Source organism: Streptomyces rimosus (assembly GCF_008704655.1).
GTDB lineage: Bacteria > Actinomycetota > Actinomycetes > Streptomycetales > Streptomycetaceae > Streptomyces > Streptomyces rimosus.
The window spans coordinates 1,104,966-1,126,783 of the sequence record NZ_CP023688.1; the positions used below are offsets into that span (position 1 = coordinate 1,104,966).

Annotated in this window: 14 protein-coding genes; 12 read left to right on the forward strand and 2 right to left on the reverse strand. The window is 70.9% G+C overall.

Annotation, left to right across the window (positions count from 1 at the left end):
- Positions 1 to 39 precede the first annotated feature (39 nt).
- On the forward strand, positions 40 to 1,518 hold the full coding sequence (locus tag CP984_RS04435; protein ID WP_003981707.1) for a Gfo/Idh/MocA family protein: 1,479 nt from the start codon (positions 40 to 42) through the stop codon (positions 1,516 to 1,518).
- A 120-nt stretch (positions 1,519 to 1,638) separates the two neighbouring features.
- Here CP984_RS04435 and CP984_RS04440 read toward each other — a convergent pair whose 3' ends face one another.
- Positions 1,639 to 2,373: a L,D-transpeptidase family protein gene (locus CP984_RS04440; protein ID WP_030179584.1), complete on the reverse strand. Its 735-nt coding sequence runs from the start codon at positions 2,371 to 2,373 to the stop codon at positions 1,639 to 1,641.
- 246 nt (positions 2,374 to 2,619) lie between these two features.
- Between CP984_RS04440 and CP984_RS04445 the strand changes: the two genes are divergently transcribed.
- Together CP984_RS04445 and CP984_RS04450 are read left to right on the forward strand one after the other, a co-directional pair.
- Positions 2,620 to 4,455: an ABC transporter transmembrane domain-containing protein gene (locus tag CP984_RS04445; RefSeq protein WP_003981705.1), complete on the forward strand. Its 1,836-nt coding sequence runs from the start codon at positions 2,620 to 2,622 to the stop codon at positions 4,453 to 4,455.
- Positions 4,452 to 6,233 (forward strand): ABC transporter ATP-binding protein, encoded by a 1,782-nt coding sequence (locus CP984_RS04450; protein WP_003981704.1) that lies wholly within the window; start codon positions 4,452 to 4,454, stop codon positions 6,231 to 6,233. Before CP984_RS04445 ends, CP984_RS04450 begins: the two co-directional genes overlap by 4 nt.
- 67 nt (positions 6,234 to 6,300) lie before the next feature.
- Here CP984_RS04450 and CP984_RS04455 read toward each other — a convergent pair whose 3' ends face one another.
- Positions 6,301 to 7,095, reverse strand: coding sequence for a metal-dependent hydrolase (locus CP984_RS04455; protein ID WP_003981703.1), 795 nt, complete (start codon positions 7,093 to 7,095; stop codon positions 6,301 to 6,303).
- 172 nt (positions 7,096 to 7,267) lie between these two features.
- On the opposite strand from CP984_RS04455, the gene CP984_RS04460 reads away from it, so the two are divergent.
- The 9 genes from CP984_RS04460 to CP984_RS04500 all read left to right on the forward strand — a co-directional run bounded on the left by CP984_RS04460 (position 7,268) and on the right by CP984_RS04500 (position 21,736).
- Entirely contained in the window at positions 7,268 to 9,781 is a 2,514-nt protein-coding gene (locus tag CP984_RS04460; RefSeq protein WP_003981701.1) for a DEAD/DEAH box helicase, read from the forward strand.
- Between the two features lie 34 nt (positions 9,782 to 9,815).
- Complete coding sequence (locus CP984_RS04465) at positions 9,816 to 10,733, forward strand: acyl-CoA thioesterase (protein WP_003981700.1); 918 nt, start codon at positions 9,816 to 9,818, stop codon at positions 10,731 to 10,733.
- A gap of 386 nt (positions 10,734 to 11,119) precedes the next feature.
- A complete protein-coding gene (locus CP984_RS04470) occupies positions 11,120 to 13,759 on the forward strand; it encodes an aldehyde dehydrogenase family protein (protein WP_199272036.1) in 2,640 nt (879 codons plus the stop codon).
- Positions 13,760 to 13,764: 5 nt separating this feature from the next.
- Positions 13,765 to 15,453, forward strand: coding sequence for a thiamine pyrophosphate-binding protein (locus CP984_RS04475; RefSeq protein ID WP_003981698.1), 1,689 nt, complete (start codon positions 13,765 to 13,767; stop codon positions 15,451 to 15,453).
- A 319-nt stretch (positions 15,454 to 15,772) separates the two neighbouring features.
- Positions 15,773 to 17,845: a condensation domain-containing protein gene (locus CP984_RS04480; protein ID WP_003981697.1), complete on the forward strand. Its 2,073-nt coding sequence runs from the start codon at positions 15,773 to 15,775 to the stop codon at positions 17,843 to 17,845.
- Positions 17,842 to 19,089, forward strand: a complete 1,248-nt coding sequence (locus CP984_RS04485; RefSeq protein ID WP_003981696.1) for an aminotransferase class I/II-fold pyridoxal phosphate-dependent enzyme — start codon at positions 17,842 to 17,844, stop codon at positions 19,087 to 19,089. The genes CP984_RS04480 and CP984_RS04485 overlap by 4 nt, the downstream gene beginning before the upstream one ends.
- A gap of 33 nt (positions 19,090 to 19,122) precedes the next feature.
- The gene (locus tag CP984_RS04490) at positions 19,123 to 19,365 is read left to right on the forward strand and encodes an acyl carrier protein (RefSeq protein WP_003981695.1); all 243 of its coding nucleotides are present in this window, start codon (positions 19,123 to 19,125) and stop codon (positions 19,363 to 19,365) included.
- Positions 19,366 to 19,429: 64 nt separating this feature from the next.
- Positions 19,430 to 20,191, forward strand: a complete 762-nt coding sequence (locus CP984_RS04495; protein ID WP_003981694.1) for an SDR family NAD(P)-dependent oxidoreductase — start codon at positions 19,430 to 19,432, stop codon at positions 20,189 to 20,191.
- A gap of 288 nt (positions 20,192 to 20,479) precedes the next feature.
- A complete protein-coding gene (locus tag CP984_RS04500) occupies positions 20,480 to 21,736 on the forward strand; it encodes an MFS transporter (protein WP_003981693.1) in 1,257 nt (418 codons plus the stop codon).
- The last annotated feature ends 82 nt before the right edge of the window (positions 21,737 to 21,818 follow it).

Below are 21,818 nucleotides of genomic sequence, written 5' to 3' on the forward strand. Positions count from 1 at the left end.
ACGCTTCCGCCACGCACCATCCGTTCCCATGGAGGACCGATGAACGAGGCACCATCGCAGCGCCACGAGCCCCACGAGCACGACGGCCCCGAGGACGGCGCCGGTCACGAAGGCCCGAGACCCAGCAGGCGTTCCGTCCTGTGGACCGCCGGGGCGGCGGGGGCCGGGCTCGGTATCGCCGGGCTGGGCAGCGGCAGCGCCGCGGCGGCCGGGACCGGGCAGGCGGCCGGAGCGGCGACGGCGGCCCGGGAAGCGGAGGCTCCCCGGGGCAAGCACAAGACCATGATCGGCGTACCGTTCGAGCGGCGCGCCACGGTGCGGGTCGGCATCATCGGCCTGGGCAACCGCGGTATGGGCATGCTGCCGCTGTACCTCGACATACCGGGCGTACGGGTCGTGGCGGTCTGCGACCCGGTCAAGGACAAGGCGGCCAAGGCCGTCCAGCTGGTCACCGGCGCGGGACAGCCGGCGCCCGTCGTCTACAGCAAGGGCGACCACGACTTCGAGAACCTCGTCGAGCGCGGCGACCTCGACTTCGTCTACATCGCCACCCCGTGGGACTGGCACTTCGAGATGGCCAGGGCGGCGCTGCTGGCGGGCAAGCACGTCGGCGTGGAGTGCCCGGCCGCCATGCGCATGGACCAGCTCTGGGACCTGGTCGACCTCTCCGAGCGCACCCGCCGGCACTGTATGCAGGTGGAGAACTGCTGTTACGGCCGCAACGAGATGCGCGTCCTGCGGATGGCGCACGCGGGCCGCTTCGGCAAGCTGCTGCACGCCGCCGGCGCGTACAACCACGATCTGCGCCAGCTGATGTTCGACCCGACGTACTACGAGGGCCCGTGGCGGCGGCTGTGGCACACCCGGCTGCGCGGTGACCTCTACCCGACCCACGGCTTCGGGCCGATCGCGAACTACATGGACGTCAACCGCGGCGACCGGGTGGTGCGCATGTCCAGCTACGGCACGCCCGCGCTGGGGCTCGCGGAATACCGCGCGGCCCACATGCCGCCGGGCGACCCGAGCTGGAAGGAGTCGTACATCGAGAGCGACCGCACCTTCAGCCTCCTGCAGACCGCCAAGGGCCGGGTGCTGCGGCTGGAGCACGATGTGTCCACACCGCACCCGTACAGCCGCATCAACAGCCTCGGCGGCACCAAGGGCGTCTTCGAGGACTACCCGGAGCGGATCTACATCGAGCCCGACCAGAGCAACGACCAGTGGGGCGACTTCAGCAAGTACGCCGAGTGGGACCACTGGCTGTGGAAGGAGCACGCCAACCCGCCCGGCGGCCACGGCGGCATGGACTACATCATGCTGTTCCGGATCATGCAGTGCTTCCAGCTCGGGCTGGTGCCGGACTTCGACGTCTACGACGCGGCCACCTGGAGCGCGCCGGTGATGCTGAGCCACGCCTCGATCAAGGCGAAGGGCGAGCCGCAGGAGTTCCCCGACTTCACCCGGGGCCTGTGGCGCAAGCCGCGGCAGGGGGTGGACTCCCCCAAGCCGACGGCGTGACAAGCGGGCCGACGGCGTGACGGAGCAGGGCCGGGCGGGCGGAGCCGCGCCCGGCCCCCGCACCGCTCCGGCTTCGGCCGCGCTGCCCGGCCACTCATAAGCGCCGCCCGGAAGCGCCCCTCAGGCCGCCAGATGCGTGCGGTCACCCATGACCACGACGGGATGCTGCCGCGGGTCGAGGGTGCGCAGCAGTGTGACCAGGCCCGCCTTGGAGATGCTCACGCAGCCGGACGTGCCGCTGCCGTGGTCCAGGTGGAGCCAGATGCCGCCGCCCTTCTTCTGCCCCTGCGGCCGGGTCGGGTCCAGGGGCGGGGTGCCTTTGACGCGGTTGTAGTCGACGGCGATGACGTGGTCGAAGTCGTGCCGGGTCTTCTTCTCCCAGTACGGGGGCGGGGTGAAGGCCGCCGAGTGGGTGTACGGCAGTTTCGCGCCCGGGTCGGGCAGCACGCCGCCCGCGTCGGTGAGGCTGAAGACGCCGACCGGGCTGCGCAGGTCGTCCTCGTGGTGGTCGGTGGTCCAGCCCTTCCTCCCGTTGTGCGCGGGCCAGTCGGCCGTACGATGCCACCCCTTGGCCTTCTTCGTGTACAGGACGAGCGTGGCGTCGGACGAGTCGGCGCCCTTGCCGTACACGGCGACGACCTGCCGCGTTTCGGCGGGGATGCGCGCTCTGAGCCGCCCGCCCACCCCCGGGAGGTCCTTCGAGTACGCGGCCGCCTCGGCCTTGCGCCTGTCGTCGCCCTTTCCTTCGCCGTCCGTCGATCCGCCGCCCGTGCCGCAGCCCGCCAGCAGGGCCAGCCCCACTGCCGCCACCGCGGCCTTCCGTACCATGCAGCCCGCAGTTCGCATGATTCCCATGGTGGCACCAGGACGGCACGTACGGGCCTGACCGACATGGCCCGTTGGGTGCGCCCGCGCGGAAAACCTGTTGAATCAGGGCGCCGTGACGCGCCAGTCTTCCATGGCCCTCCCACGGCCGCGCCCCTCTTCCTGCCGCGCGCGGCCCCGCCACAGCACGACGACGCGGGCCGGCCGCCGGCTCCCGGCCCGGCCCGACGCCCGTACACCCGAAGCGCCGCACGTCGGCCCTGACCTTGGGAAACCATGCACATTCGCGACCTTCCCCATGCCGATCCAGGGGTCCCGGACGTCCGTTCCGGCGGCCGGCTGCTGCGGTGGCTGTACCGGCAGCAGCTCGGCGGCCAGACCAAAGCGCTGTGCTGGGGGCTGGTGCACACCGGTGGCGTGGCGTCCTTCCCCGTCCCGGTCGGTATCGCGGTGCAGGCCGTCGTGGACCGCTCCGGCTCCCGGCTGCTGCTCGCGGGCGGCCTGTTGCTGCTGCTCGGCGCCCTGGTGGCGATCGGCGACGTGATGCTGCACCGGGCCGCGGTCACCAACTGGATCACGTCCGTGGCCCGCATCCAGCAGTTGCTGGCCCGCAAGACGACGGAACTGGGCTCCGCCATGACCCGTCGGGTCGCCGCCGGAGAAGTGGTGGCGGTGTCCACGGGTGACCTGGAGAAGATCGGATGGTTCGTCGAGGCCGTCTCGCGTTTCGGCGCCGCGGCGCTGACCTCCGTCGGAGTCTGTGTGGCGCTGGTGGTCTACCAGCCCGCGCTGGGCGTGGTGGTGGCCGTCGGCGTGCCCGTACTGGCGCTGGCCGTCCTGCCGTTGCTGCCGCCCGCCACCCGCCGCGCCGACGAGCAGCGCGAGAAGGCGGGCCGGGCCACCGAACTGGCCTCCGACACCGTCGCGGGCCTGCGCGTCCTGCGCGGCATCGGCGGCGAGGAACTCTTCCTCGGCCGCTACCGGCGCGCGTCCCAGGACGTCCGCCGGGCCGCCGTACGCAGCGCCCGCATGTGGTCCACGATCTCCGCCGTACAGGTACTCCTCCCGGGGCTCCTGCTGATCGCGGTGGTCTGGTACGGCACCGGGCTCGCCCTCGACGGCCGGGTGCGGGTCGGTGAACTGGTCACCGTCTACAGCGCGGTCGCCTTCCTGCTGTACCCGCTGAGGCACTTCGAAGAGATCGCCATGGCGTATTCCTTCTCCCGGCCGTCGGCCAAACGCGCCGCCCGTGTGCTGGCGCTGCGCCGTCCGGCCGACGGGCGGATCGCCGCGCCCGGCACGTTCGGCGGCGACCTGACCGACCCGGTCAGCGGGGTGCGCGCACCGGCCGGACGGCTGACCGCCGTGGTGTGCGGCGACCCGGACGCGGCCGGACGGCTCGCCGACCGGCTCGGCGGCCACCCCGCCGACGCGCCCGAGGGCACGCCGTCGGTCCTGCTCGGCGGCACACCGCTGGACGACGTACCGCGCGAGGCCGCCCGCACCGCCGTACTCGTCCAGGACAAGGACCCGGTCCTGCTGTCCGGGACGCTCGGCGAGCTGCTGGACATCCCGGCGTCCGGGTCCGTACGGGCCGAGGAGGCGCTGGCGGCGGCGCAGTGCGGCGACGTGCTGGCCGCGCTGGCGCAGGGCTCGGCCGACGGCTCCGGCGATCCGATGGCCAGTCACATCACCGAGCGCGGCCGGTCGCTGTCCGGCGGGCAGCGGCAGCGGCTGGCGCTGGCCAGGTCGCTGGTCGCGGACCCCGAGGTGCTGGTCCTGGACGAGCCGACCAGCGCCGTCGACTCGCACACCGAGGCCCGGATCGCGGACGGGCTGCGCGCGCTGCGCACCGGCCGTACGACAGTGGTCCTGACCTCCAGCCCGCTGCTGCTGGACCGTGCCGACCACGTCGTCCTCCTCGTCGAGGGCCGGGTGGCGGGCACCGGCACCCACCGTGAACTCCTGCGCGGCAACGCGGCGTACCGCGCCGTGGTCACCCGCGAGACCGACGCGGACGACGGGCCCAAGGCCGCCTCCCTGGCGGGCCGGGCCGCGTCCGGCGGGCACTTCGCCCGTACCGGCACCGACCAGATCGAGGAGACCGCATGATCGGCCTGGCGCCACCGGAGCACGATCCGGACGCTCCGCGGACGGCCGCGACCCTGCCGGTCGGCTCGCCCGCGACCGTACGCGCCTACGTGGGCGGGCTGGTCCGCCGCCACCGCGGGGCCTTCGTCCTGCTGGTGACCGTCAACGCGGTCGCCGTCCTGGCCTCCATGGCCGGACCGTTCCTGCTCGGGAACGTCGTGGAGGACCTGGGCAACGGCGTGCGCGACCTCCACCTGGAGTGGACGATCGGGCTGTTCGTCCTCGCGCTGGCCGTGCAGGCCGTGTTCGTACGCCTGGTACGGCTGCGCGGCGCGATGCTCGGCGAGGAGATGCTGGCGGACCTGCGCGAGGACTTCCTCGTACGGTCCGTCGCCCTGCCACCGGGCGTACTGGAGCGGGCCGGGACCGGCGACCTGCTGTCCCGCATCACCACGGACATCGACCGGCTGTCGGAGGCGATGCGCGAGGCCGTGCCGCAGCTGGCGATCGGCGTGGTCTGGATCGCGCTGCTGCTCGGCGGGATGACCGTCACCGCGCCACCGCTGGCCCTGTCCGTGCTGATCGCGCTGCCCGTGCTGCTCGTCGGCTGCCGCTGGTACTTCAAGCGGGCCCCGCACGCCTACCGCTCGGAGGCGGCCGGGTACGCCGCGGTCTCGGCCGCGCTGACCGAGTCGGTGGACGCGGGGCGCACCATCGAGGCGCACCGGCTGGGCGCGCGCCGCATCCGGCTCTCCGAACAGCGCATCCGAACCTGGACCCAATGGGAGCGCTACACCCTCTACCTGCGCTCGGTGCTCTTCCCGGTCGTCAATGTGACGCATGTGCTGATCCTGGGCGCGGTGCTGCTGCTCGGCGGCCTGTTCGTGCTGCGCGGCTGGCTGACACCGGGACAGCTGACGACGGGCGCGCTGCTCGCGCAGATGATGAGCGAGCCCGTGTCGATCATCCTGCGCTGGTACGACGAGCTCCAGGTGGCCCAGGTCTCCATCGCGCGGCTGGTGGGCGTACGGGAGATCGAGCCGGACGCCGCCGACGAGCGGGCCGAGCCCGACGGCCGGGACGTGCGGGCGGACGATGTGCGCTTCGGTTACCGGGCGGGCGTGGACGTGCTGCACGAGGTCTCGCTGCGGGTGCGGCCCGGCACGCGGATGGCGCTGGTCGGTCCTTCCGGGGCGGGCAAGTCGACGCTCGGGCGGCTGCTCGCCGGTATCTACGCGCCGCGCACCGGCGAGATCACGCTCGGCGGCGCGGAACTGTCCCGGATGCCCGCGGAGCGGGTGCGCGCGCACGTGGCACTGGTCAACCAGGAGCACCACGTCTTCGTGGGCTCGCTGCGCGACAACCTGCTGCTGGCCCGTACGGATGCCGGGGACGCGGAGCTGTGGGCCGCGCTCGGCGCGGTGGACGCGGACGAGTGGGCGCGAGCCCTGGAATCGGGCCTGGACACCGAGGTCGGCTCCGGCGGCCATGCCCTCACCCCGGCCCAGGCCCAGCAGATCGCGCTGGCCCGGCTGGTCCTGGCCGACCCGCACACCCTCGTCCTGGACGAGGCGACCTCCCTGCTGGACCCGCGCGCGGCCCGCCACCTGGAACGCTCACTGGGCCGGGTGCTGGACGGCCGTACGGTCGTGGCCATCGCCCACCGGCTGCACACGGCCCACGACGCGGACGTGATCGCGGTGGTCGAGGAAGGCCGCATCAGCGAACTGGGCAGCCATCAGGAACTGGTCGCTGCGGACGGGGCCTACGCGGCGTTGTGGCGGTCCTGGCACGGATAGGGGGACGTGGGCGGGCGGGGGCCGGACCGGCCCCCGCCCGGCCGGGGCACCCGAAGTGCGGCCCCGGCTATCCGAGGTACCCCAGTGCGCCCAGCCCGCCGATCCCGCCCAGCAGCATGAACACGGGCATCAGGACCTTGATCTCCACCCAGCTCCCGGCACGGAAGCGCATGCCCTTCGGCGGTCCCACCGGGTACCAGCGCTTGCGGCCTATCGGGATGGGCCACAGGACCGGGCAGCCGGAGACGGTCAGCGCGTCGCCGATGTCGTGGACCAGCGCGCCCAGCACGATCGGCAGGCCCAGCCACAGGTACTCCTGGCCGGGGTCGGTGAACAGCCAGCCCGCGCCGTTGCCCGGCTCGTCCAGGACGCCGGCGAGGATCCAGGCCGTCGCGGCGCCCAGCAGCCACACCAGGACGTCGCTGGAGACCCGGGCCGCCCGCCACAGCAGGCCCTCGATGGCCAGCACCATGTGGACGAAGAGGATGCCGAGAACCGCCCAGCGTCCGCCCTGCACCGCCAGGAGCGACATGCCGGCGCCGACCAGGACGGCCCACACCCACGTATGGGTGAGGGTGCGGTGGCCGCCGGAGCGGTGGGCGTCGCCGCGCATCTTGGTGGCCTTGTAGACGGCGTGCGAGAGGGCGTCGACCGCGCCGCACAGCGCGCGCGAGAGCGGTCCGAAGGCGCGCGATATCGTCGCCGACTTGTGGTCGAGGTCGGGTGCCAGCGCCGCGCCGGCGCAGATCAGCGCGCCGACGACGAGGACCGGCCAGGGCATCGGATACCCGGCGGCCGCCGTCGCCGCACCCACCCCCAGCCAGGCCGCGGCCCCGGACAGCGAGTGCGCCGGTCCCATCATGGTCGTTCCCCATCCCGGTTCTGCTGGACACGAAGCCCGGTCCCCATCGACGGGACACGGAGCTCGGAACCCGGATTCCTGACGCCGGGCCGGCGACACAGCGTAGCCTTTGATGATCTAGGTCCGACCCGCCGGTTGTCGGATCCGGACCCGGCCAAGGCAGTATGGGGGCGTGACCCTCATCGATCATCTCCCGAACGACGCCGACCCCGATGCCCTCTTCGAAGCCTTTTCGAGCTGGGCCGAACAGCAGGGCATCGCGCTCTACCCTGCTCAGGAGGAGGCGCTGATCGAGGTGGTCTCGGGGGCGAACGTCATCCTGTCCACCCCCACCGGATCGGGAAAGAGCCTGGTCGCGGCGGGTGCGCACTTCACCGCGCTGGCCCGCGACGAGGTCACTTTCTACACCGCGCCGATCAAGGCACTGGTCTCGGAGAAGTTCTTCGACCTGTGCAAGCTCTTCGGTACGGAGAACGTCGGCATGCTCACCGGCGACGCCTCCGTCAACGCGGACGCGCCGGTCATCTGCTGCACGGCCGAGGTGCTGGCCTCCATAGCGCTGCGGGACGGCAAGGACGCCGACATCGGCCAGGTCGTCATGGACGAGTTCCACTTCTACGCCGAGCCGGACCGCGGCTGGGCCTGGCAGATCCCGCTGCTGGAACTGCCGCAGGCGCAGTTCGTACTGATGTCGGCAACGCTGGGCGACATGTCCCGGTTCGAGGAGGATCTGACCCGGCGCACCGGCCGTCCGACGACGGTCGTACGGTCCGCGACCCGGCCCGTGCCGCTGTCGTACGAATACCGGGCGACCCCGCTCACGGAGACCCTGACCGAGCTGCTGGAGACCCGGCAGGCCCCGGTCTACATCGTGCACTTCACGCAGGCGGCGGCCGTGGAGCGGGCGCAGGCGCTGATGAGCATCAACATGTGCACCCGCGCCGAGAAGGACGAGATCGCGGCGCTGATCGGCAACTTCCGCTTCACGACCAAGTTCGGACGCAACCTGTCCCGCTACGTCCGGCACGGGATCGGCGTCCACCACGCGGGCATGCTGCCCAAATACCGCCGGCTCGTCGAGAAGCTCGCCCAGGCCGGGCTGCTGAAGGTGATCTGCGGCACGGACACGCTCGGCGTCGGCGTCAACGTCCCCATCCGTACGGTGCTGTTCACCGCGCTCACCAAGTACGACGGGACGCGGGTGCGCACGCTGCGGGCGCGGGAGTTCCACCAGATCGCGGGCCGCGCGGGCCGGGCCGGGTTCGACACGGCCGGGTTCGTCGTCGCCCAGGCGCCCGAGCACGTCGTGGAGAACGAGAAGGCCCTCGCCAAGGCCGGCGACGACCCCAAGAAGCGCCGCAAGGTCGTCCGCAAGAAGGCGCCGGAGGGCTTCGTCAACTGGGGCCAGAACACCTTCGAGAAGCTGATCGCCTCCGAGCCGGAGCCGCTGACCTCCCGCTTCCGGGTGACCCACGCGATGCTGCTGTCCGTGATCGCGCGGCCGGGCAACGCCTTCGAGGCGATGCGCAAGCTGCTGGAGGACAACCACGAGCCGCGCCGCAACCAGCTGCGGCACATCCGCCGCGCCATCGCGATCTACCGCTCGCTGCTGGACGGCGGCATCGTCGAGCGCCTGGACGAGCCGGACGCGGAGGGGCGGATCGTCCGCCTGACCGTCGACCTCCAGCAGGACTTCGCGCTCAACCAGCCGCTGTCCACCTTCGCGCTCGCCGCGTTCGACCTGCTCGACCCGCAGTCGCCCTCGTACGCGCTGGACATGGTCTCGGTGGTGGAGTCCACCCTCGACGACCCGCGGCAGATCCTCGCGGCCCAGCAGAACAAGGCCAAGGGCGAGGCGGTGGCCCAGATGAAGGCCGACGGCGTCGAGTACGAGGAGCGCATGGAGCGCCTCATGGACGTCGAGTACCCGAAGCCGCTGGAAGAGCTGCTGCTGCACGCCTACAACCTCTACCGCAAGAGCCACCCGTGGGTCGGCGACCACCCGGTGTCGCCGAAGTCGGTCATCCGCGACATGTACGAGCGCGCGATGACCTTCACCGAGTTCACCTCGTTCTACGAGCTCGCGCGCACCGAGGGCATCGTCCTGCGCTACCTGGCGAGCGCGTACAAGGCGCTGGACCACACCGTGCCGGACGATCTGAAGTCCGAGGACTTCGAGGACATCATCGCCTGGCTGGGCGAGATGGTCCGCCAGGTGGACTCCAGCCTGCTGGACGAGTGGGAGCAGCTGGCCAACCCCGAGGTGGAGACGGCCGAGCAGGCCATGGAGCACGCGGACGAGGTCAAGCCGGTCACCACCAACGTGCGCGCCTTCCGCGTACTGGTCCGCAACGCCCTCTTCCGGCGGGTCGAGCTGGCGGCGCTGGACAAGGTCGAGGAGCTCGGCGAGATGGACGCCGAGTCCGGCTGGGACGCGGACGCCTGGGGCGAGGCGATGGACGCGTACTGGGACGAGTACGACGAACTGGGCACCGGTCCGGATGCGCGCGGCCCCAAGCTGTTGCAGATTCAGGAGGAGCCCGAGCACGGGCTGTGGAAGGTGCGGCAGACGTTCGCCGACCCCAACGGCGACCACGACTGGGGCATCTCCGCGGAGGTGGACCTGGCGGCCTCCGACGAGGAGGGGCGCGCGGTGGTGCGCGTCACCGATGTGGGGCAGCTCTGAGGCTGCCCGGACACCTGACGGAGGACGTACGGTCATGACCAACCCCGCCGAGCGCCTGGTGGATCTGCTGGACCTGGAGCAGATCGAGGTGAACATCTTCCGCGGCCGCAGCCCGCGGGAAAGCCTCCAGCGCGTCTTCGGCGGGCAGGTCGCCGGACAGGCGCTGGTCGCGGCCGGGCGGACCACGGAGGGCGACCGGCCCGTACATTCGCTGCACGCGTACTTCCTGCGCCCCGGGCGGCCCGGGGTGCCGATCGTGTACCAGGTCGAGCGGGTACGGGACGGCCGGTCCTTCACCACCCGCCGGGTCGTCGCCGTCCAGCAGGGGCGCACGATCTTCAACCTGACCGCCTCCTTCCACCGGCCCGAACCGGGCGTCGAGCACCAGCTGCCGATGCGCCGCGAGGTGCCGCCCCCGGAGGAGCTGCCGACCGTCGCGGACGAGGTGCGCGGGCACCTGGGCGGGCTGCCCGAGGCGCTGGACCGGATGGCCCGGCGCATGCCGTTCGACATCCGCTACGTCGACCGGCTGCGCTGGACGCCGGAGGAGATCGAGGGCGCGGAGCCGCGCAGCGCGGTGTGGATGCGGGCGGTCGGGCCGCTGGGCGACGACCCGCTGGTCCACACGTGCGCGCTGACCTACGCGAGTGACATGACCCTGCTGGACGCCGTCCGCATCCCGATCGAGCCGCTGTGGGGTCCGCGCGGCTTCGACATGGCCTCGCTCGACCACGCGATGTGGTTCCACCGCCCCTTCCGCGCCGACGAGTGGTTCCTGTACGACCAGGAGTCCCCCATCGCCACCGGCGGCCGCGGCCTGGCCCGCGGCCGCATCTACGACCGCGCGGGCAACCTCCTCGTATCCGTCGTCCAGGAGGGCCTGCTCCGCCCCCACACCAACGCCCCGAGCCTGGAACGGCCGTACGGGGAGGAGGCGGGCGGGGAGTCCTGAGCGGATTTCCCACTCGGCGGAGACGATCCTTCACAGCCGGGCGCGGGGGGCGAGAATTCCCGGCCCGGGGCCACCGGAGTTCCCGCAGTTCGGACACCAACTGCGGCCGCGACTCCGCCCGCTGAACCGGCCCGCGAAACGCGCCCGGAATTCACCGATCGGAACTGGCCACTCGCCACATATCCCTTCTGCCACTACATACCCAACGGCCCCACGGGTGCCACAAAGCGCCATAGCGGCACTCGACACCGGTCTACAGGTATGAGATAGTCGCTTGTTGAACAGAAGCTGACGTTATCGCGCGATTTTGGGCTTACCCACACTTACGTCCAGGAAGTCGAACACGCCCTGGCGTTGAGGAGTACAAGTTGCCCGATTTAAGGCGCTTGATTTCGCCCGAAGGGCGCATCTGGGAGACGGACGACATCGTGGCCCGCGTATTCGGAGCCACCGAACTTTTAGCCCACCGCGGCGTCGGCCCCGGTTCACGGGTAATGCTGAGCGGCGCCAATTCTTCTGAATGGGTCGTCGATTTACTCGCGCTCATTCACCTCGACGCTTCGGTGGTCCTGACCGATCACCGGGCCACCCCTGCCCAGCGTTCGCGTATCCGCGCCCAGGCACGCGTGATGCTCGAAATCAGCGGCGGTACGGGCAATACTCCGGCGCCACGGCCGGCTCCGCGCACGGCGGCCGGGCCCGATGTCGCGGCCTGGGCACAACGCCAGGACGCCGCGATTTCCTGGTCGTCGGGCACGACGGGCAGCCCCAAAGGCATCGTCCGCTCCGGCCGCTCCATTCTGGACAACCTCGCACTCAGCGCGGAACGCATGGGATACCGGCCCGACGACGTCTTCCTGCCCGTCCTGCCGTACTCCCACCAATACGGTCTGTCGCTGGTCCTCTGCTGGTGGCTGAACGGTGGCACGCTCGTGGTCTACGGGCCGACCACACGCCTGGACCGTGCGCTCGCGGTCGGCGTGGACCACGGCCTCTCCATCGTCGACGCGGCCCCGTCGACGTATTACAGCCTGCTCAACCTGCTCGACCGCCGTCCCGCTCTCGCCGACGCACTCAAGACGGTGCGGGCCTGGTGCGTGGGCGGCGCGCCGCTGGGACGCAGCCTGGCGGCCCGGTTCCACGCCCGCACAGGCCGGCATCTGCTCGACGGCTACGGGGCGACCGAGGTGGGAAACATCGCGTTGGCGCCGCCCACCGACCCGGTCGGGTGCGGCACACCACTGCCGGGCGTGGCCGTCGAAGTCCACGACGACCACGGCAGGCCGCTGCCCCACGGCCGGCTCGGCGAACTCGTCGTACGCAGTGACGGCCTGATGACCGGCCACCTGGGCGACGACGGGGAGCTGGTGCCGGTCGCGGGTCCCGTGCACCGTACCGGCGACATCGGCCTGCTCGACGCCGCCGGCCGTGTCTTCCCGGTCGGGCGCAAGCACGCCGTGCACCGTGACGGCCACACGCTCTTTCCCGACCATCTCGCCGAGCGGGCCGAATCGGCCGGCGCGCAGACGGAGGTCGTCGCCGTCCCCGACGAGCGTCTGGGCTGCCGTCTGGTGTTCGTGATCGCGGACCCGGACGGTCATGAGCCCGCGCACTGGAAGCGAGCGTTGCGCCCCGTGCTCGCCCGCTACGAGCAGCCCGACCACATTGTCGTACTTCCCGAGTTGCCCCTCACCCATACGGGCAAGCCCGACCCGGCCGTTCTGGAGAAGATCGCCATGACCTCGCTGCCCGCGCCGCACCACACGGCCACCGACGCCACCGCGTCCGGCCCGGCCGTCGGTGCGGCCGACCACCGCATTCCCTTCGCCGACCGTGTCGACGCGCTGCGCGCCGTACGCCGGTACGTGGCCGCCAATGAAGACGCGGTGCTGAGCATCCTCACCGAGATCTCACCGCACCACACCGCCCGAGCGGAGATCCGTTCATTCCTCGCCACCCTCGACGGAGCGGAGGAAGAGATCCGTCGGACCCGGCCCGGCTGCGTGCCCCGGGCCGCGGTCTTCACGCCCTCCAACATCCCGCTCTATTCCTACGCGCTGTACATGCTCGTGACCTCCCTTTACACCGACCGGATCACCTTCAGGCCGTCCTCCGAGATCAAGAGCCAGATCCTGCGCCTGCACGACCTGCTGGCGCCGGTGCACGGCTTACCCATCGAGCTTTTCGACCTCAGCCAGCGCAAGTTCGTGACCGGCCCGGTACGCGACGCGGACCTCATCGTCTTCACCGGCAATTACTCCCACGCCGAGACAGTCCGCGAAGGGCTGGCGGAAGACCAGCTCTTCCTTTTCTTCGGCCGCGGCATCAATCCCTTCGTGATCGCACCCGACGCCGATCTCAAACGCGCCGTACACGACCTCACCAGCATCCGTCTCTACAATTCCGGCCAGGACTGCTTCGGTCCCGACGTCGTGTACGCGCCGCAGGGCCGCACCGAGGAATTCCTCGACCTGCTGTCCGCCAAACTGACGTCGCTGCGTTTCGGACAGAACAACGACCCGGCCGCCGACTACGGTCCGATCTGCTACGACTCGGCGCTGGTGAACTGTTCGGACTACCTGGTGCGCCATGCACGTCGCATCCGGCACGGCGGGCGCATCGATCTGCCGTCGCGCAAGGTCGAGCCGACCGTGCTGCTGTGGGGCTTCGACGACAAGATCCCCCTTGACGAGATGTTCGCCCCGGTGTTCAACGTCGTGGCCTATCCCAGCGCGCGGCGGTTGCGTGAACGGCTGGCGAGCCCTTACTTCAGCGAACGCGCGCTGGGGGCGATGGTCTACGGAAACGATCCGGAGACGGTGAAAGTCCTGGCCAAACGTCACCGGACCTGCGTCGACCACACACTGCTCGACGCCGAGGACGGCAACCACCCGTTCGGCGGATTCGGGCTGATGGCGAACTACCTCTCCTACGGCGGCGAACGGCACGCCGAACCCCTGCTCATCTCGCAGGCCGTGGCGCAGAATCTTCCGACAACCGCCCCTGTCGCGGTGCGTGGGAAGTGACCGGGGTGAGCAAACGATACGCCGACGCGTGGACCGCGATCGTCGACCTGCTGGTGGCGAACGGGGTGGACACCTGCTTCGGGCTGCCCGGTGACGATCTGGAGCTGCTTCGCGCCCTCGACGCCGCAGGGCTGGACCTCGTACCGTGCCGTGACCAGCGCAACGCGATGTACATGGCGACCGGCTACGCGCTGCAGTCAGGCCGGCCTGCCGTATGCGCCCTGGGCAAAGGACCGGCTGTCACGCACGCGGCCACGGGGCTGCTCGAAGCGCGGGAGTCCGGTGCGCCGGTCCTCGTACTCGCCGCCGGCGTGCCCGAACGGCGCCGGGGCAGCGGCGGGTTCCAGGAACTCGACCAGGTCGCCGTGACCGCGCCCCTCGTGCGGTGGGCGCACCGGGTGGGCCATCCGGACCGGGTCGTCCCCGCGACGGTGACGGCGCTGACGCGAGCGGTGGGGCCGCCACCCGGCCCCGTGTACCTGGAGATACCCGATGACGTCCGCACGGCGGAGATCCTCGTCACCGGACCGCAGCCGACGCTGCCCGAACCGCTGCCCCTTGAGCCCATGCCCGCGACGCCGGGACCGGCGCTGGCGGCGATCCGCGCGAGCCGGCGTCCGGTGGTGCTGGTGGGCGGCGGAATGCGGCACCGCAACGATGGTGGTGCGGTCGAGGGCTTCGCCGAGCGCCTCGGCGCGGCGCTCTTCACCACCGCGTCCGGCCGCGGTGCCGTCGACGAGCGCCATCCGCTGTTCTGCGGCGTGGCGGGCCTCTACGCCGCGGCCCCCGCCCGTGAGCTGTGGTCGTCCTGTGACCTGGTGATATCGCTCGCCGGGCGGCTCGAAGAGACCGTCGTCGAAGGCGGGACGCCGTGGCCCCCGGTCCCGGTGGTGCAGGTCAATATCGATCCGGGCGGGCTGTCGGCCGAGTTCCCGGGCCCGCGCGTGCTCGGAGACGCCCGGCACGCCGTGCTCGGCTGGACGCGGGCGCTGGACGAGGACCGTGAGGCCGGGCACGCGGACGCGACGGAGGTATGGGCGGACAAGATCAGCTTCGCCCGTAAGGCCATGTCGCTCGACGTGGAAGCGGAACTGGCCCGCGCGGCGGCGCTGCCGGGCGTCCGCATCCCCGAGTTGCTCGCCGCGCTCGACGCCACCGCCGGCGAGCACCACGTACTGGTCCAGGAGAACGGGCTGCAGGACATGTGGTCCTACTGCTTCCCCTTCCACGTCGGCGGCGGGTCCCTCGTACCGTCGGAGCAGACCCCGTTGGGATTCGGCGCGGCCGCGGCCATCGGGGTCAAGCGGGCCGCCCCCGACCACGAGGTCACCGCGTTCGTCGGGGACGGAGCGTTCCTCGCGGCCCGCGCGGAGATCGCCGCCACCGCTCCGGCCCACGGCGGCATCCTGTACGTGGTGCTGTGCAACGGCGGCTACGGCTGGCTGGACGCCCAACGCGCCCGCCTCGGCCTCGACGCCGAACGCCACCCCTTCACCCGCCCGGGCGCGCCGCCGCCCGTGGTGGACGGGCCGGACCTCCTCTACCGGGTGCTGCGTGACAAGGCCACGCTGACCAAGGAGCTTCTTGCGGCGCGACGGTTCTGCTCACAGGGCGGCACGGCCGTACTCATGGTGCCGGTCGTTCCCGACGACATTCCCCCGCCGCTTCGTGAGGGTGGGGTGGTTCCTCAGTGACGGGCGCGGGGGAGCCGGCTGACGCACCAGCTGTCGCGCCGCCCCGTGCGCGCGGCACCCGCTCGTCGCGGCGCTGTAGGGCTGGGAGCGTGCCGGACGCTTCGTTGACGACCGGCCGACGCCGGGGGCGCCGCGATCATCGGCAGTGGGTACGGTGCGGTGGCCCGTTCCTCCAGGTCACGGCCACCGTGGTCAGCGCTGTCGGCGAGATCGGCAGATGTCTCGGTACGCCGGGACCCGGCCGTGCCCGGAGCACGGCGTGCCCGGGCGGCGCCGATGCCTGCGACACCGCCGTCGGCCTCGCGGCGAGGTTCCGGCCGTGAACCACCCTCCGGAACCGCTCCCGACCGCCGCCACCGTCATCCGCAGCGGGCCGCTGACCTGGGTACAGCAGTGGCACTGGTACGAGCGCACCATTCCCGGACCACGGCGGGTGAACCCGACGCCGCTCGCCGACCACTGCCACGTACCACCCTCCACAACCGTCGCCGACATCCACATGGCGCTCGCCTCCCTCACCGCCCGTCACGAGGCGCTGCGCACCACGGTCGACCCGCTCCGCCCGGTACAGCACGTCCACCGAGCGGACTGGGCCCCGCTGCCGGTCGACTGCGTCGACGTACCCGCCGCCGACGCCGACACCCTGGAGGCTGCGACGGCGGCACTGGCCGTCCGCCCGATCGACCCCGAGCGCAATCCGCCCTGGCTGGCCAGGGTGCTGCTGGAGGCGGGAAAGCCGCGTGCGGTCCTGATGGCCGCCCACCACGTTCTGATCGACGGGTGGGGGTTGGCGGTACTGCTCAACCAACTGCACGATCAACTGCTCGGCGACGACGCACCGGCGGAGGCATTGGCGCACCCCCTCGACACCGTCGCCGCCCAGCCCCTGGAACGCGCCCGCGCGGCGGAGCGCGAGTGGCTCACGCGTCTCGCGGACAACCCGACCGGCGTGCTGGCCCCGTTCGGTGGGACCAACGACGGCGAAGGGCGCCACCGCCTCCAGCACCGCTCGGCTGACGCGTACGACGACCTCGTACGCATCGCCCGGCGCTATCGGGTCAGTCCGGAGGTCGTCATGCTCGCGGCGCTGGCCCACGACGTCGCCACCCGCACCGGCGAACACCGGTTCCTCGCCTCGGTGGTGGTCTCCAACCGGGCCCGTGCCGCTCTGCGGAACAGCATCGGCGTCCGGGCCCTGACGGTTCCGGTACAGATCGATCTCCGCCCGGGCGCTGCGTTCGGCGAGGTGGTCGCCTCGGTCGCCGCCGCCTCCGCCGCGGCCTACCGGCACGGTCGGTGGCGCCCCGCGGAGCTGGTCGCCGCCCAGGCGCGCATGGACCGCCGCCGAGGTGTGGTGACCGTACCCACCATCGAGTACAACTGCTATTCGTGGCCACGGGATTACCTGGCCCCGGCGTACAACTCCCCGCCGAGCGGGCCCGTCACCTGGGTCTGCAGCGCGCCCGACGAACCCTGCGACACCCTCTACGTCGACCTCGGCCTCGACGCTGGGGTCGTCACCCTCGATGTCACCGTGGGGGATCACCTGCTCGACGCCGAGCAGGCCATGGCGTTGCCCGTCCGCCTGTGCGGTTTCCTGCGCGCGCTCGCCGACGGCGCCGAGTGCCCGGTTCCGGAACGCTCGCTCACACCGGCCGCCTCCGGATGGTGGCGCGCCCCGCAGGGCTGGGTGTGCTTGCCCAAGGTCGAAGACGTGTTACGCGGCCATCCCGGAGTACTCGACGTAACGGTGGCGCCCAGCGGGGAGGCCGCAGGGGAAGGCGAAGAACCGCACCTCGACGCGTACGCACACACCGCCCCTGATGTCACCCCGGACCACTTGCACCGCCACGTGCTGGACCATCTCGACGAAGTGCCGGGCATCGTGGCCCCGCGCTGCTACGTCCTGTCGCCGGACGGTCTCGAATCCGGCCGGCCGTCGGATCATTCCTGCACTGCTATCGGCGGTCCCGGGGCCCCGCGGGTCTCGTCGCGCCCGCCTGCGTCGGAGGCCGAACGGGCGCTGGCTGCCGCTGTGATCGCCGCCGTAGCCGTCGTCGGCCCCAGCGGCCTCATCGGTCCCGGTGGTCCCGTCGAACCCAGTTGTCCCGTCGAACCCACTGATCCCAGCCAACCCGGCGGTCCCGTCGGCCCCGGCGGGCTGCCGGTCGGCTCCTCCGACAGCCCCATCGCCGTGGACATGAACCGTTGCCTCGCCGACCACGGAGTCACCCTGGTCGCCGTCCCCCGTCTGCTGGCGCTGCTTCACCGGTCCGGCTTCACCGGGATCGCTTCGGACGAGCTGGCCGGTACGGCTTCGCTCGGCCACCTTGCCGCGGCCCTGAAGCCCTTATCGCCCCGCGCCCATCGTGGAGGAGAAACCTCACCATGACCGCGCCCCACACCCCCGCACCGTCCATGGACCGCCTGGCCCCGTGGGCCTTCGCCGAGTTCGTCGAGGCGAACACCCACGACACGGCCTACCGCCCGCCGGTGGTGGACGGTCCCGTCGGGCCGACCATCGTCCGCAACGGCCGCGAGCTGGTGAACTTCGCGAGTATCAGCTTCCTCGATCTGGAGCGTCATCTCCCGGTACGACGCTATTTCGCCGAGGGGGCGCTCGCCCACGGCCTGAGTACCAGCGGATCCAGAATGACCCAGGGAATCTGCCGCCCCCACCAGGTGCTGGAAGAGACGATCGCCCGCCACACCGGCAAGGAGCGGGCCATCAGCTTCGCCACGGGGCTGCTGGCCAACATCGGGTTCGTCCACGCCATGAGCAGTGCCGCGCACTTCGACGCCGGGATCGAGGTACGTAATCGCGACACCGTTTTCGTGGTCGACCGTGACGTCCATTGGAGTATCTGGAAGGGCCTGGAGGGGCTTGGCTACGGCCGCAACGTCCACGCGTTCCGGCACAACGACGTTTCCGACCTGGCACGCATCCTGAACCGGGTCCGGTCCCGCAAGACCGTGGTCATCGCCGAAAGCCTTTATTCGGCCGACGGCACCATGGGGCCGATCGTGGAGATCATCGATGAATGCGACCGGCACGGCGCCGTCAGCATGATCGATGATGCGAACGGCTTCATGGTGTACGGGCCCGAGAACCGCCCGTACGCCCGGGAGGCGGCCGCGATCCGGGAGCGTGCCGACTTCGTCATGGTGTCCCTGTCGAAAGCCATCGGCCTGGAAGGCGGCGCGATCGCCGGACCGGCGGCGGCCATCGATGCCTTCGAACTGCTCTCCGGCACTTCGATGTTCACGGCCGCCATCCAGCCGCCCACCGCGTACACCGCCGAGCGCACGATCGACGTCCTCGCCAACAAGCCGGAGATCGTCGACGATTACTTGGCGCACGCCGCACGCCTTCGCCGACAGATGCACGAGGCCGGCTCGCCGACACTGCCGACCGAGTCGTACATGCTCTCGGTGCCGATCGGTAACGACGCCGCCGCCCTGCAGATGCGCGAGTGGTTCGTCGAGGACGGCTATCTCGTACCGGTCTTCTCCTACCCGGCCGTCTCACGGAACCAGGCGCTCCTGCGCCTGTTCCCGCACGCGGGCCACACCGAGGAGCAGATGGACGGCTTCCTGCGCACCCTCCTCACCTATCGACGGCGCCTGGGGGTCTGAAATCCCCGGACCCTCCCCACGAAAGAGGAACCCATGGCGAATGACACCGATATCCTCAACACTCTTGCCAAAATTGTCGAAGAGGTCGCCGGCGTCGCCTCCGCCGAGGTGACCGCCGAGAAGTCTTTCACCGACGATCTCGACATCGACTCCCTGCTGATGGTGGAGATCACCGTGGCGGTCGAGGACAGGTTCGAGGTGCAGATCCCCGACGAACGGAGCGCGGAGTTGAAAACTGTGGGCGATCTGGTGGGCTATATCGCCGACTATCGGTAATTGCCGCCACTGACTTTCGGAGGTATGCCGTGCACAGAGCAAGTCTTCACAGGGCCAGGCGGCCATGAGCGTCCTCGACCGCTTCCGGCTCGATGGTCGCGTCGCCGTGGTCACCGGCGCCTCCTCCGGGCTGGGTATCGCCTTCGCCACCGCGCTGGCCGAGGCAGGAGCCGATGTCGCGCTGGGGGCACGGCGCGCCGAAAGGCTGGAGGCGACGCGTACGGCCGTCGAAAAGCTCGGCCGCCGGGCCGTTACCATGCGTACCGACGTCGCCAAGCCGGAGGACTGCCACGCGCTGGTCGACGCGGCCATGCACGCATTCGGGCGGGTGGACATTCTCGTCAACAACGCCGGGATCAGCAGTGAACACCCCGCGACGGAGGAGACACCGGAACAGTTCCGCGCGGTCATCGACATCAATCTCAACGGCTCCTACTGGATGGCCCAGGCGGCGGGCGCGGTGATGCTGCCCGGCAGTTCCATCGTCAACGTTTCGAGCATCCTCGCGCTGGTCACGGGCGGCCTGCCGCAGGCCGCCTACACGGCGTCAAAGGCCGGACTCCTCGGACTCACCCGCGATCTCGCCCAGCAGTGGACCCCCGACAAGGGCATTCGCGTCAACGCCCTCGCGCCGGGCCTCTTCCCCTCCGCGATGACCGACGGCTATGCCGAGGGCTACGTCGAGACGATGATGCCGCGAGTACTTTCAGGCCGCATCGGACAGCCCGAGGAACTCGCCGCGGCTCTGGTCTTCCTCGCCTCCGACGCGGCGTCCTACATCACCGGCACCACGCTGATGGTCGACGGGGGGACGCATATCGCATAGTGACGCGCAGCGTGGGCTCCACTGCCGGAACCTTCGAGCGGATGTGTTGATGTTGCTGATCAGTGAGCGATGCGGTCATGTACGTCTTGGTGTGGCCGGGGGCGATTACGTGGGCGACCTCTCGTGCATCACCGTGAGCGCTCGTTCGGGCACGGCCGCAAACACTTGCCCGTTACGAATCCAGCTCGAAAGATCAGGCCCGATACATGACCCGTTACCTGATCCGGAGCTGAATCCGGCGAGCCTTTCGCGCGGGATCGGTCCACTCGACGTCCTGGGGAGTCGGCCATGACGACGGAGCCCACCGCCCGTTCCCGTCCGCGCGAAGCGCTCGGCGATCCGCATCTGCGCCGCCTGGTCGTGGGCCAAGGGCTGGCGGCCGTGGTCGATGCGCTCTTTCTCGTATGGCTCACGCTCTTCGTACTTGAACTGTCGGAGCCCGGGTTCGCCACAGGGCTGGTTCTGGTGGCCGTGGCGCTGCCGCGGGCGGCGCTCCTGCTTCCTGCGGGAGTCCTGGTCGACCGCCTCGGTCCCGCCCGTATCACGGCCGCCGCCGCCTGGCTGCGGGTCGCCGTCCTGCTCGCCCTCGGCCTCCTGGTCACCCTCACCTCGCCATCAGTGACCACGGTTGCGCTGCTCGCCGGGCTGCTCGGCGCCGCCGACGCCGCCTACTTCCCGGCGGCCCTGGCGTTGTTGCCCGCCGTCGTACCGACCGGGAAGCTCGCCCGGGTCAACGCGCTGGTGCAGGGCGCGGAGTCGGGGGGCGATCTGATCGGCCCGGCGGTGGCCGCCGGAGCCATTGCCGCCGTCGGCTTCGAAGCGACGCTCGGTGTGATCGCGGCGATGGCCGCGCTGGCGGCCGGCGTCCTCAGCACGCTGATCCGCGTAGTACGGCGTGGCGATGGCGCCAGGGACGACGCCGACCCCGACGCCTTCGGCAGTGAGCAGCTCAGCAGTGCACGTGCCCTCGGCGCGGGCTTGCGATACGCCTGGCATGAACCACTGGTACGAGGCATGCTGGCAGCCATCGCCCTGATCAACATCGCGGTCGTGGGCCCCGTACTCGTGGGCGGCGCGGTGCTCGCCGACCAACGCCTCGGTGGCGCGGGCTCCCTGGGCGTCGTGCTCTCCGGATTCGGCGCCGGCTCACTGGCCGGCTCGCTGATGGCCGGCTGGCGACCACCCGCCCGGCGTGGCTGGACCGTGGTCGGCGGGGTCGCGGCAATCGGCGCAGGCGTGGCCGGACTAGCCGCCGTCAGCCATGTCATCACCGCAACAGCGGTCGTCTCACTGGTCGGCCTCGGATCCGCATTCCTCGGCGTGGTCGTCGTGGCCACGCTGCAAGAGCGCGTACCCAACCAACTACTGGGCCGAATGATGAGCCTCATCGTCCTGGTCACAGTAGCCTTCGACCCATTCTCCTACGTGCTCGCCGGCGCCCTGCTCCCCTACGGCACGACAACACTGTTCCTGGTAAGCGGCAGCACCGTCCTGGCATGCGCGGCCCTGGTAGCCACGAGCCCAGCGATTCGCTCTTTGCGGTGACGGCCCGGCCTCGTGCGCTCAGGCTTTGGTCCGCTTGCGCCACTGACCAGGTGCGGACTTCGCGCTGCCGACCAGACGCGGA